Raw genomic sequence first — 14,735 nt, 5'->3', positions numbered from 1 at the left:
ATCATCCGTTCTGCGTCGTAGGCCGCAAAGTTTATCCCGGACACATTGCAATTGCGAGCATTGCTCATCGGAACGTCTTCCTCGGATCGAAGGCATCGCGCACGGCCTCGCCGATGAAAATCAGCAGCGACAGCATGATCGACATGGTGAAGAAGGCCGAAAGCCCCAGCCAGGGAGCCTGCAGATTGGATTTGCCCTGGGCGATCATTTCACCCAGCGACGGCGAGCCGGGCGGCATACCGAAGCCCAAGAAATCCAGCGAGGTCAGGGTGGTGATCGAGCCCGACAGAATGAAGGGAACGAAGGTCAGCGTCGCGACCATCGCGTTCGGCAGCAGGTGGCGATACATGATGGTGCGGTTGTTGACGCCGAGCGCGCGGGCGGCGCGCACATATTCGAAATTGCGCGCCCGCAGGAATTCGGCGCGTACGACCCCGACGAGACCGACCCAGGAAAACAAGAGCAATATGCCGAGCAGGATGAAGAAACCGGGCGGCAATACCGAGGCGATGATCAGCAGGATATAGAGCACCGGCATGGACGACCAGATCTCGATGAAACGCTGCATCAGAAGATCGGTCCAGCCGCCGAAATAGCCCTGTATCGCGCCGGCGCAGACACCGACGACGGCCGAGCAGATGGTGAGCGCCAGACCGAACAGTACCGAGATGCGGAAGCCGTAGACCAAACGGGCGAGCACGTCGCGGGCCTGATCGTCGGTGCCGAGCCAGTTGAAATTGCTCCAGTTGCAATTCGGATCGGCAATACCGCCCGGATAGCCCGAGCAACGGGTTTCCTTGCTCATCGCCCAGAAAGGCGGCGTCGGCGCCGACATTCCCTTGGGCAGATTGGAATTGGCAGTCTGATAGGAATAATGGATCGGCGGCCAGATCATCCAGCCATTGGCGTTGATCTCGTCCTGAATATCCTGGGCGCGATAATCCGTCTGCGCCAGGAAGCCGCCGAACTTCTCCTCCGGATAGTCGACGAAGACCGGCGTCAGGATCTCGCCCTTGTAGGAAATCAGGATCGGCCGGTCGTTGACGATGAACTCGGCGCCCAGGCTGAGGACGAACAGCACCAGGAAGATCCAGAGCGACCAGTAGCCGCGGCGGTTCGCCTTGAAGTTCTCCCAGCGGCGCACATTGGTCGGCGAGAACAATCCCTTGCGCGGCGGCTTCACCGTCGTCGGAAGACTCTGCTGATTGGCTGCATCCATCACACGTCCCTCCGCTCGAAATCGATGCGCGGATCGATCCAGGTGTAGATGAGGTCGGAGACGAGGCTGACGACGAGGCCGAGCAGCGAGAAGATGAACAGCGTCGCAAACACAACCGGATAGTCGCGCTGGACAACGGAGAGATAGCTGAGGCGCCCGAGGCCATCGAGCGAGAAGATGTTCTCGATCAAAAGCGAGCCGGTGAAGAAGGCGGAGATGAAGGCGCCGGGGAAGCCGGCAATGACGATGAGCATGGCGTTGCGGAAGACATGGCCATAGAGCACGCGCCGTTCGGAAAGGCCCTTGGCGCGGGCGGTGATGACATATTGCTTCTTGATCTCCTCGATGAAGGAATTCTTGGTGAGCAGCGTCGTGGTGGCAAAAGCGGCGAGCGACAGCGAAATCAGCGGCAGCACCAGATGCCAGAGATAATCGAGGATCTTCTGCCACCAGCTGAGGTCGGCGAAATTATCCGAAACGAGGCCGCGCAGCGGGAACCAGTCGAAGAAGGAGCCGCCGGCAAAGAGCACGATCAGCATGATGCCGAACAGGAAGCTCGGGACGGCGTAGCCGACGATGATAATGCCCGAGGTCCAGACATCGAAGGTCGATCCGTCCTGCACCGCCTTGCGGATGCCGAGCGGAATGGAAATGGCGTAGGAGAAGATCAGGATCCAGATGCCGAGCGAGATCGACACTGGCAGCTTCTGGGCGATGAGGTCGATGACGGTGGTATTGCGGAAGAAGCTCTCGCCGAAATCGAAGCGGATATAGTTCCACATCATCTGGCCGAAGCGCTCGAGCGGCGGTTTGTCGAAGCCGAATTGCTTGTCGAGCTTGGCGATCAGCTCGGGATCGAGCCCCTGCGCGCCGCGATATTTCGAGCTGCTGTCGTCCAGGGATTGCTGGGCCAGCATGTCGGTGCCGCCGGACAGGCGACCGTTGGCATTGTCGCCCTGCCCTGTCAGCTGCGCAATGACCTGCTCGACCGGACCGCCCGGCGCAAACTGCACGATGGTGAAGGAAATCGCCATGATGCCGACGATGGTCGGGATCATCAGCAGGAGACGTCGCAGGATATAGGCGCCCATCAGCCCGTCGCTCCCTCAAAGAGGGGTATGTTCCGCCTCGCCTCAATCCGTCTGTCGATCAAATCATAGTCCCTTCCGCCGGATCGAGACCGGCGCAGTCATATCAGCTTGAAACTATCCGAATCAGCCCTGAGCATTTGGAGCCAGCAAGCCCCTCATTGCAAGAGAGGCTCACTTTCCGGCGCTTTTCGACCACCAGACATCGGGGAAGCCGATCGAATATTCGGGCAGTCGGGCCGGATGCTCGAACTTGTCCCAGTAAGCAATGTGGAAGCTGGTCGTGTAAAAGAGGGGAACCACGTAGTGATGGGCGAGCAATACACGGTCGAGCGCCTTGGCAGTGACGTCCTTCTCCTCGAGGTCTTTGGCGAAAATGACCTTATTGACGAGAGCATCGATGCCTGGATCAGAAATGCCGGCAAAATTGCGCGAACCCTTACGATTGGCGGAGGCAGATCCCCAGAAATCAATCTGCTCGTTGCCGGGATTCAATGTTTGCGCCCAAACTGTCCAGATCATGTCATAGTCGAAGTTCTGAACGCGATTGATGTATTGGGATGAATCGACCGTACGGACAGTGGCGTTGATGCCGATTTTCTTCAAATTCTGGGCATAGGGTAGAACCCATTTCTCCACGAAGGGACTGCCGAGCAGAATCTCCATCGAAAATGGCTTGCCCGTCTGAGCATTCACCATCTGGTTGCCCTTCAGAACATATCCCGCCTGCTTGAACAGATCGAGCGCTTTACGAAGATTGTCGCGGGCCTTCTGTTGATCGCCGCCGACCGGGTTGGTATAAGGCGTCGTGAAGACTTCAGCCGGGACCTTGTCCTTCACCTCATTGAGAACACTGAGCTCTTTACCTTCCGGCAGGCCCGAAGAAGCGAGCTTCGTGCCGAAAAAGAAGCTATTGACGCGGCTGTACTGGTTGAAAGCGATGGTGCGGTTAAGCTCTTCGAAATCGAAAGCATAGTTCAGCGCCTCGCGAACACGCTCGTCCTTGAACTGATCGCGACGCATGTTGGGCACGAGCGCCTGCATAACGCCGGTGGCGCGAAGCGGATTGGGCACTTCTTCGCGTTTGATGCGGCCGTCCTTGGCAGCGGGAAAATCGTAGCCGGTAACCCAGCGGCTTGCGACATTATCCTGCCAATAGTCGATGGTGCCGCCGCGAAAGGCCTCGAACTCCACATCATTGTCGGCGAAGTAGGTGTAGGAGATCGTCTTTAAATTGTTCAAACCGACGCTGACGGGCAGATCCTTGCCCCAATAGTCGTCGCGCAATTCATAACGGATGGTGGAACCGGGCGAAATCGAAACGATCTTGTACGGTCCGGATCCCATAACGGGCTCGAGCGTGGTGCGGGAGATATCGCGCGGTTTGCCGTCCGGCCCCGTACCTTCCCACCAGTGCTTCGGCACGATCGGGAATTGGCCGAGAATCGACGGCAGTTCGCGATTGTTCTTCTCGTCGAAATAAAAGGTCACGTCGCGATCGCCGGTCTTCTCGGCGCGCGTCACATGGCTGTAGTAGCTGGTGAAGAGCGGATTGAGTTCCTTCGCCTTGTCGAAACTGAAGACAACATCCTCGGGCGTCACCGGCTGTCCGTCTGCCCATTTAGCTTCGGCTCGCAGGCGGAAAGTAGCACTGGAAATATCGTCCGGATAGGAAACGCCCTCGGCGAGCAAGCCATAGGAGGAGGAAATCTCGTCATCCGCCGACTTCAGAAGGCTGTCAAAGACAAGGCCCGCCCCCAAAGAACTTATCCCCGCTACGGGATTACCCTTATACAGTATCGGATTGAGGGTATCGAAGGTGCCATTGCTCGACAGCTTCACCTCGCCACCCTTCGGTGCATCCGGATTGACGTAATCGAAATGCTTGAAGCCGGGCTGGTATTTCAGGTCGCCGAGAATGGCGGTGCCGATGCGGAATTGCGGCTCTTCGGCTTTCGTGGCTAGAGGCATTGCCAGCAGGCAAAAAAGAGAAACGACCAAGCCTGCTTTCAACCGCGACAATGCCATTCATGATCTCCTGATGATGTCTAAGGAATCAGCATACGGCAAATGAGGGCAAAAAGCAGGACGCAACAATTCATCTCGTTGCAAAGGCTGAAGACCATATCCCGGCCTCAGTCCTTTGCGGTAGCATCCTCAAGACGTTTGCGCAGCATCAGCCGCAGTTCCGCGAAGACACGCCGGTCCTCGGCGGCATCCGGGTCGCTGGAAACGACGACGGCAATGCGCAGCAATTCGAGCACGATGCCCGCCATCAGCACGATATCGTCCGTTATCGGCGGATGGGCCTGCCGCAGAAAGGCGGCAATCAGCTCTCGCAACTCGGCGCGCGAGCGCGCCTTGCGGTCCTTGGGAATATCGCGACGCCCGGCTAGTACGGGAAACTCGGGATATCGCTCGATGAAAGCACCGAGCGCATCGAAGATTGCTTCGCCGCTACCGGCGGCGGAAAGCCCTATGCTCCGTTCCGCCATGTCACGAAGCCCCGCCTTAAGGCGCTCCAGGCGATCGATATGCAGCGCCTCGGCGAGCAGGGGCTTTGTCGGAAAGAACTGATAGAGCGAGCCGATCGATGAATGCGCCTCCGCCGCAATCTCCGTCATCGTTGCCGCCTCATAGCCCTTGCCCGCGAAAACCTTTGCGGCCGCCTCCAGCAGTATGACGACGCGATCATGACCGCGCTGCCGCTTCGGCGCGCGCATCTTCAATTCTTCACTTGATTTTTGTGAGGTCATCCTCATATTTTCCATTGTGAGGAGACCCTCATGTTTTTCCGGAGCCCCCAGATGTCACTTTACGATCGCAAAACCACCGCTCTCGTTTCCATCGACCTGCAAGGCCTCGTGCTCAGCCGGCCGCTCGCGCCCTACTCCGCCCAGCAGATCGTCACCAATACGGTCGCCATCGCAAACAAACTGAAGACCGATGGCGGAACGACCGTTTTCGTGACGGTCGGATTTTCCGCAGACTATGCCGATGCTGTCAATCAGCCGACCGACGAAAGCTTCCCGCTTCCCCCAGGAGGTTTGCCGCCGGCCGCGCTTGAGGCTCCCGCGGAAATAGCGGAGCTGACGCCGGATGTCGCCATCGTCAAGCGCCAGTGGAGCGCCTTCTACGGCACGGAGCTCGATCTGCAGCTGCGCCGCCGCGGCATCAAAACGCTGATCGTGACGGGTGTCGCCACCAATTTCGGTGTGGAAGGCACCGTGCGCGATGCCCATGCGGCAAACTACGCCGTCATTGTCGCCGAGGATGCCGTAACGACCCTCTCGCAGGATATGCAGGATTTCGCCTGCACGAAAGTGCTGCCGCGGCTGTCGCGTATCCGCAAGACGTCGGAAATCCTGGCGAACTGATCTGTCGTAACGACGGCCATGCCGGCAAAGGCGGTCAGCCGGTAGCCACCGGCGATTGCCGCGGATTCACTTCCATCCTGTTTCAGGATAATCTCGCGGCAAATCACTTCGGCTAATGCCGACCGCCTTTCAGGGATATGCATGGCTTTACTTCTGGCTCGCGCCTTTCGAACGATCGGCAAATTCTCTCTCGCAACCTCGATCGGGATGGGCCTTGTCGCCAGCGATGCGCTGGCGCAGCAGGCCACACCTTCGCCCGGCAGCGCAAAAGCGGTCTTCGGCGCAGTGACGCTGCCGACGCAGGGGGCGCCGCAATCAATCGGCTTCTACGCGAAAGGGTGCCTTGCGGGCGCAGTCGCCCTGCCGGCCGACGGCCCGACGTGGCAGGCAATGCGCCTGTCGCGCAATCGTCGCTGGGGCCGGCCGGAAACGATCGGCCTCTTGGAGCGGCTGTCGCGTGATGCGGCGAAGAATGACGGCTGGCCGGGTCTGCTCGTCGGTGATATCTCGCAGCCGCGCGGCGGTCCGATGGCCAACGGCCATGCCTCGCATCAGATCGGCCTCGATGCCGACGTTTGGCTGACGCCGATGCCACGGCGCAAGATGACGGCAGAAGAGCGCGAAGCTTTGCCCTTCACCACCATGCTCGCCAAGGACAAGTTCCTGACGATCAACGACAAGGTCTGGACGCCGGCGCATGCGCGCCTGCTGATGCGCGCGGCGAGCTATCCCGAAGTGGAGCGCATCTTCGTCAATCCGGCGATCAAGAAGAAGATGTGCGAGACCTGGACGGGCGACCGCAGCAATCTCGGCAAGCTACGGCCAGAATACGGGCATGACTCGCATTTCCATATCCGCCTCCGCTGCCCAGCCGGCTCCATCGGCTGCACGGGGCAGGCGCCGGTCGCCGCCGGCGACGGCTGCGACAAGTCGCTTGCCTGGTGGTTCGGACCGCAGCCCTGGGCCAAGCCGAAGCCCAGCGACAAGCCGCCCCAAAAGCCGCGCGAGGTCATGGTCGCGGATCTGCCCAAAGCCTGCCAGGCCGTGTTGGCGGCACCGTCGGTAGCCTCCACGCGTCCTGCCGCCTCTGGCGCCAAGGATGCGGCCGCTTCGGCCGATACGAACGCAATGCCGGTCTCAGGCGATACGCCGCCCGGCCAAATTCCGCAGCAGTGATCCCGAACTGTCCTTGCAGGGGCAGTCTTTCAAAACGCTCCCCCTTGGTATAGAAGGCGGATAAATCGATTGAAAGCAGTGGGTGGAGCAAGGATTTCATGGCCGGCAGCAAATGCATCGCACTGATCGCGCATGATCAGAAAAAAGATGCGATGGCGGAATTTGCGCGGCGCAACGAGGCCGCTCTTGCCAATTGGAATATCGTCGCCACGGGCACGACGGGCGGCCGCGTGCTGGATGCCTGTCCGGATCTCAACGTCACCCGCCTGAAAAGCGGCCCGCTCGGCGGCGACCAGCAGATCGGTGCGCTCATCGCCACCGGCAAGATCGACATGCTCGTCTTCTTCATCGATCCTCTCACTCCGCACCCTCACGACGTCGACGTGAAGGCATTGACGCGGCTTGCCGTTCTCTACGACATTCCGATGGCGCTCAACGAATCCACTGCCGAGCGGCTGATCAAAACACTGAACCATTAATCCGCCTTGCCGGCGGCAGACCACGGACCTGGCCATGCCCGAGCTCAATCACAGCGATGCCCCCTTGCCTTTCCCAATCCTGATCGGCGATATCGGCGGCACCAATGCGCGTTTCTCCATTCTCGTCGATGCGGATTCCGAACAGGAACATTTTCCGGTCGTTCAGACGGCAAATTTCGCCACGATCGACGATGCGATCAAACTCGCCCTTGAAAACAGCAAGGTCCGGCCGCGCTCGGCAATTCTCGCCATGGCAGGTCCCGTGCAGGGCGACGAGATTCCGCTGACCAATTGCGATTGGGTGATCCGTCCGAAGACGATGATCGCCAACCTCGGCATCGAGGACGTGCTCGTCATCAACGATTTCGAGGCGCAGGCGCTGGCGATCGCCGAGATTTCCGACGAGCATCGCCAAACCATCGGCAAAGCATCCGGGACTATGATTGCATCGCGCGCCGTGCTCGGGCCGGGCACCGGTCTCGGCGTCGGCGGTCTCGTCCACACCCAGCATCAATGGGTGCCTGTGCCGGGCGAAGGTGGGCATATCGATCTTGGGCCGCGAACGGAACGCGACCTGCAGATTTGGCCGCACCTGGAGTCGATCGAAGGCCGCATCTCGGCCGAACAGGTGATCTGCGGCCGCGGCCTCCAGAATATTTATCATGCGATCTGCGCCGCCGATGGCATCGAGCCGAGCCTGAAGGAGCCAGCCGACATCACCAACCATGCGCTTGCCGGCACCAACAAGCAGGCCGAGGAGACGCTGACGCTGTTCGTCACCTATCTCGGCCGCGTTGCCGGCGATATCGCCATGATCTTCATGGCGCGCGGCGGCGTCTATCTCTCGGGTGGCATTCCGCAGAAGATCCTGCCGGCGCTGCAGAAGCCGGAATTCCGCGCCGCCTTCGAGGACAAGGCACCGCATACGGAACTGATGAAGTCGATCCCGACCCATGTGGTCGTCAATCCGCTGGCGGCGCTTTCCGGCCTCGCTACCTATGCCCGCAAGCCGACAAACTTTGGCCTTGCGACAGAAGGCCGTCGCTGGCGGCGTTAACCGCTTGCCAAACAGCTCATGGCGCGCCGAAACATCCGATGCGCCATGCCTTTTTGCAGGAGCCGCCTTCCTCTATAATAGGCTCGGCTCCGTGATCGGCCTTAACCAGAGCGGCAAGGCATGTCTAGCCAAAGCCGTGCTAACTCTTTAATAGAGCCGCGAAAGCACGTGCCAGATGCGGCTCGCTTGGTTCAAGACAGGAAGCCGATTATTGAAATTGCCTGACCCGAAAAGCAAAAACGTCGACAGCGAAGCCATTACAGGCATGCTGAAGCGCGTTATCGCCGAGAACGGCCGCGAACATATTTGGGGCTATTCGGTCGCAATATTTTGCCTGATCGTCGTCGCTGCATCCACGGCGACAATGGCTGCGGTCATGAGGCCGATCGTCAACGGCGCCTTCTACGAGCGGCGCGCCGAGGTCATGTGGCTGATCTGCCTTGCAATCCTCGCAGCATTTATAGCGCGTGGTTTTGCCGGTTATTTTCAATCGGTCATTCTCTCGAAGATCGGCAACAACATCATCGCCCGCTATCAACGGCGCCTCTATGCGCATCTGATGACGCTTTCGGTCGGCTTTTTCAACGAGGCGCGGTCTGCGCAGATCGCAGCCCGCGTCAGCCAGAACGTTTCCGGCATCCGCGATGTGATGAATCTCGTCATCACTTCCACGGCGCGAGATTTTTTGTCGTTCATCTTTCTGCTCGGCAACATGGTCTATCAGGACCCGATGCTGAGCCTTATTTTCTTTGTGATCGCTCCGCCAATCTTTCTGGCCCTGCGCCATATTTCCAGACGCCTGCGCGCCGTCACGCGCGAAGCAGTCGTTCTCAACAGCCGCGTGCTTGGCGCAATGCAGGAAACCATTCAGGGAGTTTCCATCGTCAAGGCCTTCACGATGGAGCGCGAACTCGAGCGCAAGGTCGATAAGCTGATTACGGCGGCGGAAAATCGCCAAAATCGCATTGCCCGTATTTCCGAGCGCAATGGCCCGCTGATTGAAACCGTCGCCGGCTTTGCCGTGGCGGGCATTTTCGCCTATGCCGCCTATCGTTCGATTTACCAGAACGTACCGCCGGGCGCCGTCTTCTCTTTCATCGTTTCGCTGCTGCTTGCCTATGATCCGGCCCGCCGTCTCGCCAAGCTGCAGGTGCAGCTGGAACGCGCCGTCGTCAACGCGCGGATGATCTACGAACTGCTCGACATGGAGCCGCGCCAGCGCGACCTGCCGGATGCCAAGCCGCTCAACGTGACCGATGCCCGCATCGAATTCCGCGACGTGCATTTCGCCTATGGTGACGAAGCCGTGCTTTCCGGCGTCAATTTCACTGCCGAAGGTGGACAGACGACCGCGCTTGTCGGTCCTTCCGGCGCCGGCAAGTCTACTGTCATCAACCTCATCCCGCGCTTCTACGATCCGAAGGCCGGCAGCATCTTCATCGACGGGCAGGATATCGCGCATGTGACGAAACAATCGCTGCGGCAACAGCTCGCCTATGTCTCGCAGCAGCCCTATCTCTTCGAAGGCACGATCCGCGACAATATCCGCTATGGCCGCCCGGAAGCGACCGATGCCGAGATCGAAGAAGCGGCGCGCCTTGCCTATGCCCATGATTTCATCGAGGCGCAGCCGATGGGCTATGACACACCGGTCGGCGAAAACGGTGTGACCCTGTCCGGCGGCCAGCGCCAACGCCTGTCGATCGCCCGCGCGCTGGTGCGCAACGCACCGATCCTGCTTCTAGACGAAGCCACTTCGGCGCTCGACACGGAATCCGAAGCAGCCGTGCAGAAGGCACTGGAAGAGGCGATGAGCGGCCGCACGGTCGTTGTCATCGCGCACCGTCTGTCGACGGTTGTCCGCGCCGAAAAGATCGTCGTCATGCAGAACGGCCGCGTTGTCGAAGAGGGCAACCATGAAACGCTTGCGACAGCCGACAATGGCCTCTACGCTCGGCTCAACAACCTGCAGCTACCGGCGATTTCAAGTAATTCCCGCAAATAGACGATAGAGACGACATGAGCGACGATGCGATGAAGCTGGTGGTGGTTGGCGCGGCGGGCCGCATGGGACAGGCTCTCATCCGCATCATTCATGCAACCGACGGCGTTACCCTGCATGCCGCCGTTGCCCGTCCCGGCTCTGCCTTCATCGGCAAGGATGCTGGCGAGATCGCCGGACTGGGGCCGATCGGCATTCCCGTCACCGACGATCCGCTGGCGGCTTTCCTTCATGCCGAAGGTGTCATCGATTTCACGACGCCGGCAACCAGCGTCAGCTTTGCCGCCTTGGCCGCTCAGGCACGCATCGTCCACATCATCGGCACGACCGGCTGCTCGGAGGAGGACGAGGCGAAGTTCAAGGCCGCCGCGCGCCACGCCCGCATCGTCAAGTCGGGCAATATGGGCCTCGGCATCAACCTTTTGAGCGTGCTTGTCGAACAGGCGGCGCGCGCATTGCCTTCGAACGACTGGGACATCGAAGTGCTGGAGATGCATCACCGGCATAAGGTCGATGCGCCCTCGGGCACGGCACTCCTGCTCGGCCACGCGGCGGCGAAAGGTCGCGGTATAGACCTCAACGACAATTCCGTGCGCGTGCGCGACGGCCATACGGGGGCGCGCCCGGCGGGCACGATCGGCTTTGCGACCCTGCGCGGCGGCGGCGTGGTCGGCGATCACTCGGTGATCTTCGCCAGCGAAAGCGAGCGGCTGACGCTGTCGCACAATGCCGGCGACCGTTCGCTGTTTGCGCGCGGCGCGCTGCAGGCGGCGCTCTGGGCGCGCGACAAGAAACCCGGCTTCTATTCCATGCTCGACGTTCTCGGGCTCTCCACACGTTGATCCCTCCCGGAGCGGGTCGGCAGCGACCTGCCGATCCGCTCCGGCCTTTTATTGTCTCGCAATTCCTGACGGAAAACCGCTACGCACCTTTCCTGGAATTGCCCTATCAAGGAGAAATTTTATGAGCGGTACTCTCGTCCTCGTTCGTCATGGCCAGAGCGACTGGAATTTGAAGAATCTCTTTACCGGCTGGAAGGATCCCGATCTGACGGCGCTTGGCGTCGAAGAGGCAAAGACCGGCGGCAAGGCTCTGGCCGATTACGGCATCAAGTACGACATCGCCTTCACCTCGGCCCTGACGCGCGCCCAGCACACGCTGAAAATCATCCTCGATGAAATCGGCCAGCCCGGCCTCGAAACCATCCGGGATCAGGCGCTGAACGAGCGCGACTACGGCGATCTCTCCGGCCTCAACAAGGATGACGCCCGCGCCAAGTGGGGCGAGGAGCAGGTTCACATCTGGCGCCGCTCCTACGACGTTCCTCCGCCCGGCGGCGAAAGCCTGCGCGACACCGGCGCCCGCGTCTGGCCCTACTACCTGACGGAAATCCTGCCGCGCGTGCTCGCCGGCCAGAACGTGCTGGTCGCCGCCCACGGCAATTCGCTGCGCTCGCTCGTCATGGTTCTCGATCGCCTGAGCAAGGCGCAGATCCTGGAGCTCAACCTCGCGACCGGCGTACCGATGGTCTACAAGCTCAAGGCCGATTCCACCGTCGCCTCGAAGGAAGTCCTCGGCGACATGTCCGGCGCGCACTGAGTGCCGCGATTTTCTGAAACGCCCTCACCCTAGCCCTCTCCCCGCTTGCGGGGAGAGGGGGACTACCTCGTATGAAACTACATAATCTTGATTGATAGAGAGCGCGTCTTCACTCCGCATGCCCAGCAGGCGATATGCGATATAAGCGGTGGCAGCCTTACCGGAATGTGTTACATTGTACTACGTGCGTAACACAAAGGCTGGATATGACGGACGCGACATTTACCTTTCGAGTTGAAGAAGAGCTGAAAGCAGCTTTCAGCGAGGCTGCGAAAGCGCATGATCAAACCGGTGCGCAGTTGCTCCGGGCTTTCATGCGCGATTATGTACGGCGCCAGCAGGATGCCGCTGACTATGACATGTGGTTTCGCCAGCGGGTGCAGGCCGGTCTTGCTTCAGCCAACGCCGGCAATCTCATTCCTGACGACAACATAGACGCTGAATTCGCTGCGCTACGAGAAGAAACACGCCGCAAACTCAGCGGGCGTTCTTCGTGAAACTTGCCTGGACTCCCGAAGCAAGAGCTGATCGACGCGCCATCTATATTTACATCGAGGCCGAGAATGCCTCTGCGGCAATCGCGCTGGACGAGCTCTTCGCCAAACGGTCGAAACAGCTCATCACCCATCCAATGACGGGCCGACCCGGCCGCGTGTCCGGGACGCGAGAACTTATCGTGCATAGAAACTATTTGTTGGTTTATGACGTCGCCGCCGAGACGGTGCGCATAATTCGCCTCCTGCATGCCGCACAGCAATGGCCGCCAAACGATTTTCAGCCGACTTCGTAGCTCGGCCTTAATTCTCGACAGTGAAGCGCACCCTGTCGGCGGCGAAGCGGGAAATCGAATATTGCACCGGGACATTGTCGAGATCCGCGTTCAGCGCCTGGGCGACGAGAACAATGGCGCCCGGGGATAGCTGTAGATCGGCAAGATCGCCTTCGTCGGCATGCGTCGCGGTGATCTCGGTGACGACGCGGACGTAATCGGGTACGCCAAGCTCCTTGAATGCCTTGGTGATCGAACCGGTTGTCCGATAGACCTCCGCAATATCGCCGAAACGATCCGCCGGAAACCAGCTGGTGGCGCGCGAGACAGGCCGATGATCCGCCTGACCCAGCGTTTCGAGCCTTATCAGCGGCGTGCCGGTCCTGATCTTCAGCTGCCTGGCCAATTCGGTGCTGGCGGCCTCTTCACCTGATGCAAGCAGTACGCTGCGGGTCTCACGCACCTGATCGCCGATCCCTTGCGAAAATCGCGTGCGCCTTGAAATCGGAAAACTCAGCCGCTCCTTGCGCTCGATGAGCGTTCCCCGCCCCTGCACGGCCCGGACGATCCCCTCCTGCGCCAACGCTGCCAGCGCGCTCCGGATTGTATGCCGGTTGACGCCGAACTGCAGCGCCAGCGTCGTTTCCGGCGGCACCATGCCCGTCTCGTCGAAGTCGCCGTGATTGATCGAGGTGCGAATGCGATCGGCAATCTGCCGCCAGAGCGCCACGCCCGTCTGCCTCTGAATCTTCTGCCCCGCCATTTCGCCTACTCGCCCTGTCACACGCTTGTCACGACTCGCTAATAGATATAAGACTATCTTGTATGGTTGTCTATATCAATAGACATTTAGAGGAAGGCGCGATGAATTCAGCACAAAGGCAGGAAGCGGCGGCACAAGAGCGTCGGGAACGCAAGCGCGTCGCCGATCTCTTGGCGCAGGCAGAACGCGACGAGCTAGAGGCGGCCTGGGAAGCATTGCCGAGCAAGCCGACGGTACAGCCGGTGCGTGGGCCCGAGACCGGGCTCGTCATGGTGCGCGGCCGCATCGGCGGCGGCGGTTCCCCCTTCAACCTCGGCGAAGTCACGGTGACGCGCGCTACCGTCCGGCTGGCATCCAACACAATCGGCCATGCGCACGCGCTTGGCACGGATCGGGAAAAGGCCCGGCTTTCGGCCATCTTCGATGCACTGTGGCAGCAATCGGCCACGAAGGATTTCGTCGAAAAGGCTCTTCTGCAGCCGGTTACCGAGCGTATCGCCGAATATGACCGCAAGCGCGCCGAAGAGACGGCAGCAACTCGCGTCGATTTCTTCACCATGGTTCGCGGAGAAGATTGATGAGCCTTTCCAGCACCCCGACCTTCGGCAACGAAGCCCTGACCGGCGGCTTCATCGATCCGGTTTTCGATGCCCAGAGTGTCTTCAAGATGACAATGGACGCCATGGCACGTCCGGGCACCCTGCAGACCGTTGAGGCTGACGTTGCGCCGCCCGCTCCACTCGGCATCGCCGCCGGCGCCATCAGCCTGACCCTTTGCGATCATGACACGCCGGTCTGGCTCTCCAATAGCCTCGTGCGATCGAGCCTGCCGGAATGGCTGGCATTCCATACTGGCGCACCGATCATATCGGAGCGGCTGGAGGCACATTTTGCCTTTCTCGAAGCCGGCATGGCGCTTTCCTCCTTCAGCCAGTTCGGCATTGGCACCCAGGAATATCCCGATCGGTCGACAACGATCATTCTGGAAATCGTAAGCCTGGAGGGCGGCAAGCAACTGGCGCTTTCAGGCCCCGGCATCAAGGATGTGACCATGATCGCCCCAATCGGACTGCCGGATGCGCTGCTGCGCATCTGGAACGACAATCGCGCGCTTTTCCCGCGCGGCGTCGATCTCATCCTGACGGCGGGCCGGCAATTCCTCTGCCTGCCGCGCACCACCAAGATCACCGCGACGGAGTTGTGACA

16 protein-coding genes are annotated in these 14,735 nt (G+C 60.2%); 11 read left to right on the top strand and 5 right to left on the bottom strand.

Annotated features, from left to right (window positions below):
• Positions 1 to 64: 64 nt before the first annotated feature.
• The 4 genes from PH562_RS22725 to PH562_RS22710 all read right to left on the bottom strand — a co-directional run bounded on the left by PH562_RS22725 (position 65) and on the right by PH562_RS22710 (position 5,078).
• A complete protein-coding gene (locus tag PH562_RS22725; protein ID WP_285175819.1) occupies positions 65 to 1,219 on the bottom strand; it encodes an ABC transporter permease in 1,155 nt (384 codons plus the stop codon).
• On the bottom strand, positions 1,219 to 2,310 hold the full coding sequence (locus tag PH562_RS22720; protein ID WP_095433588.1) for a microcin C ABC transporter permease YejB: 1,092 nt from the start codon (positions 2,308 to 2,310) through the stop codon (positions 1,219 to 1,221). The genes PH562_RS22725 and PH562_RS22720 overlap by 1 nt, the downstream gene beginning before the upstream one ends.
• 171 nt (positions 2,311 to 2,481) lie before the next feature.
• The gene (locus PH562_RS22715; RefSeq protein WP_285175815.1) at positions 2,482 to 4,335 is read right to left on the bottom strand and encodes an extracellular solute-binding protein; all 1,854 of its coding nucleotides are present in this window, start codon (positions 4,333 to 4,335) and stop codon (positions 2,482 to 2,484) included.
• A gap of 107 nt (positions 4,336 to 4,442) precedes the next feature.
• A complete protein-coding gene (locus PH562_RS22710) occupies positions 4,443 to 5,078 on the bottom strand; it encodes a TetR/AcrR family transcriptional regulator (RefSeq protein WP_285175813.1) in 636 nt (211 codons plus the stop codon).
• A gap of 36 nt (positions 5,079 to 5,114) precedes the next feature.
• Between PH562_RS22710 and PH562_RS22705 the strand changes: the two genes are divergently transcribed.
• The 9 genes from PH562_RS22705 to PH562_RS22665 all read left to right on the top strand — a co-directional run bounded on the left by PH562_RS22705 (position 5,115) and on the right by PH562_RS22665 (position 12,787).
• Positions 5,115 to 5,684, top strand: coding sequence for an isochorismatase family protein (locus PH562_RS22705; protein ID WP_285175811.1), 570 nt, complete (start codon positions 5,115 to 5,117; stop codon positions 5,682 to 5,684).
• A gap of 141 nt (positions 5,685 to 5,825) precedes the next feature.
• Complete coding sequence (gene mepA, locus PH562_RS22700) at positions 5,826 to 6,860, top strand: penicillin-insensitive murein endopeptidase (RefSeq protein ID WP_285175809.1); 1,035 nt, start codon at positions 5,826 to 5,828, stop codon at positions 6,858 to 6,860.
• Between the two features lie 98 nt (positions 6,861 to 6,958).
• Complete coding sequence (locus PH562_RS22695) at positions 6,959 to 7,339, top strand: methylglyoxal synthase (RefSeq protein WP_285175807.1); 381 nt, start codon at positions 6,959 to 6,961, stop codon at positions 7,337 to 7,339.
• Positions 7,340 to 7,373: 34 nt separating this feature from the next.
• Positions 7,374 to 8,396 (top strand): glucokinase, encoded by a 1,023-nt coding sequence (locus PH562_RS22690; protein WP_285175805.1) that lies wholly within the window; start codon positions 7,374 to 7,376, stop codon positions 8,394 to 8,396.
• A 265-nt stretch (positions 8,397 to 8,661) separates the two neighbouring features.
• Complete coding sequence (locus PH562_RS22685; RefSeq protein ID WP_483315374.1) at positions 8,662 to 10,401, top strand: ABC transporter ATP-binding protein; 1,740 nt, start codon at positions 8,662 to 8,664, stop codon at positions 10,399 to 10,401.
• Between the two features lie 14 nt (positions 10,402 to 10,415).
• A complete protein-coding gene (dapB, locus tag PH562_RS22680) occupies positions 10,416 to 11,240 on the top strand; it encodes a 4-hydroxy-tetrahydrodipicolinate reductase (protein ID WP_285175801.1) in 825 nt (274 codons plus the stop codon).
• 121 nt (positions 11,241 to 11,361) lie between these two features.
• Positions 11,362 to 11,997: a 2,3-bisphosphoglycerate-dependent phosphoglycerate mutase gene (locus PH562_RS22675; protein WP_106996243.1), complete on the top strand. Its 636-nt coding sequence runs from the start codon at positions 11,362 to 11,364 to the stop codon at positions 11,995 to 11,997.
• Between the two features lie 206 nt (positions 11,998 to 12,203).
• Positions 12,204 to 12,494 (top strand): CopG family ribbon-helix-helix protein, encoded by a 291-nt coding sequence (locus PH562_RS22670; protein ID WP_285175796.1) that lies wholly within the window; start codon positions 12,204 to 12,206, stop codon positions 12,492 to 12,494.
• A complete protein-coding gene (locus tag PH562_RS22665) occupies positions 12,491 to 12,787 on the top strand; it encodes a type II toxin-antitoxin system RelE/ParE family toxin (protein ID WP_285175794.1) in 297 nt (98 codons plus the stop codon). Before PH562_RS22670 ends, PH562_RS22665 begins: the two co-directional genes overlap by 4 nt.
• 7 nt (positions 12,788 to 12,794) lie before the next feature.
• On the opposite strand, the gene phnF is transcribed toward PH562_RS22665, so the two are convergent.
• Entirely contained in the window at positions 12,795 to 13,529 is a 735-nt protein-coding gene (gene phnF / locus PH562_RS22660) for a phosphonate metabolism transcriptional regulator PhnF (RefSeq protein ID WP_285175792.1), read from the bottom strand.
• Positions 13,530 to 13,630: 101 nt separating this feature from the next.
• On the opposite strand from phnF, the gene phnG reads away from it, so the two are divergent.
• Complete coding sequence (phnG, locus tag PH562_RS22655) at positions 13,631 to 14,107, top strand: phosphonate C-P lyase system protein PhnG (protein WP_113333855.1); 477 nt, start codon at positions 13,631 to 13,633, stop codon at positions 14,105 to 14,107.
• The gene (gene phnH / locus PH562_RS22650) at positions 14,107 to 14,733 is read left to right on the top strand and encodes a phosphonate C-P lyase system protein PhnH (RefSeq protein WP_285175784.1); all 627 of its coding nucleotides are present in this window, start codon (positions 14,107 to 14,109) and stop codon (positions 14,731 to 14,733) included. The genes phnG and phnH overlap by 1 nt, the downstream gene beginning before the upstream one ends.
• The last annotated feature ends 2 nt before the right edge of the window (positions 14,734 to 14,735 follow it).

Origin of the sequence: Rhizobium centroccidentale, from assembly GCF_030182565.1 — a bacterium.
Taxonomy (GTDB): domain Bacteria; phylum Pseudomonadota; class Alphaproteobacteria; order Rhizobiales; family Rhizobiaceae; genus Rhizobium.
The sequence above is the reverse complement of the archived record's forward strand: the minus strand, read 5'-3'. Positions and strand labels throughout refer to the sequence as shown.

Coding starts and splice junctions, on each gene's coding strand:
- PH562_RS22725 (WP_285175819.1), bottom strand. CDS start 1,219: ATGGATGCAGCCAATCAGCAGAGTCTTCCGACGACGGTGAAGCCGCCG.
- PH562_RS22720 (WP_095433588.1), bottom strand. CDS start 2,310: ATGGGCGCCTATATCCTGCGACGTCTCCTGCTGATGATCCCGACCATC.
- PH562_RS22715 (WP_285175815.1), bottom strand. CDS start 4,335: ATGGCATTGTCGCGGTTGAAAGCAGGCTTGGTCGTTTCTCTTTTTTGC.
- PH562_RS22710 (WP_285175813.1), bottom strand. CDS start 5,078: ATGGAAAATATGAGGATGACCTCACAAAAATCAAGTGAAGAATTGAAG.
- PH562_RS22705 (WP_285175811.1), top strand. CDS start 5,115: ATGTCACTTTACGATCGCAAAACCACCGCTCTCGTTTCCATCGACCTG.
- mepA (WP_285175809.1), top strand. CDS start 5,826: ATGGCTTTACTTCTGGCTCGCGCCTTTCGAACGATCGGCAAATTCTCT.
- PH562_RS22695 (WP_285175807.1), top strand. CDS start 6,959: ATGGCCGGCAGCAAATGCATCGCACTGATCGCGCATGATCAGAAAAAA.
- PH562_RS22690 (WP_285175805.1), top strand. CDS start 7,374: ATGCCCGAGCTCAATCACAGCGATGCCCCCTTGCCTTTCCCAATCCTG.
- PH562_RS22685 (WP_483315374.1), top strand. CDS start 8,662: ATGCTGAAGCGCGTTATCGCCGAGAACGGCCGCGAACATATTTGGGGC.
- dapB (WP_285175801.1), top strand. CDS start 10,416: ATGAGCGACGATGCGATGAAGCTGGTGGTGGTTGGCGCGGCGGGCCGC.
- PH562_RS22675 (WP_106996243.1), top strand. CDS start 11,362: ATGAGCGGTACTCTCGTCCTCGTTCGTCATGGCCAGAGCGACTGGAAT.
- PH562_RS22670 (WP_285175796.1), top strand. CDS start 12,204: ATGACGGACGCGACATTTACCTTTCGAGTTGAAGAAGAGCTGAAAGCA.
- phnF (WP_285175792.1), bottom strand. CDS start 13,529: ATGGCGGGGCAGAAGATTCAGAGGCAGACGGGCGTGGCGCTCTGGCGG.
- phnG (WP_113333855.1), top strand. CDS start 13,631: ATGAATTCAGCACAAAGGCAGGAAGCGGCGGCACAAGAGCGTCGGGAA.
- phnH (WP_285175784.1), top strand. CDS start 14,107: ATGAGCCTTTCCAGCACCCCGACCTTCGGCAACGAAGCCCTGACCGGC.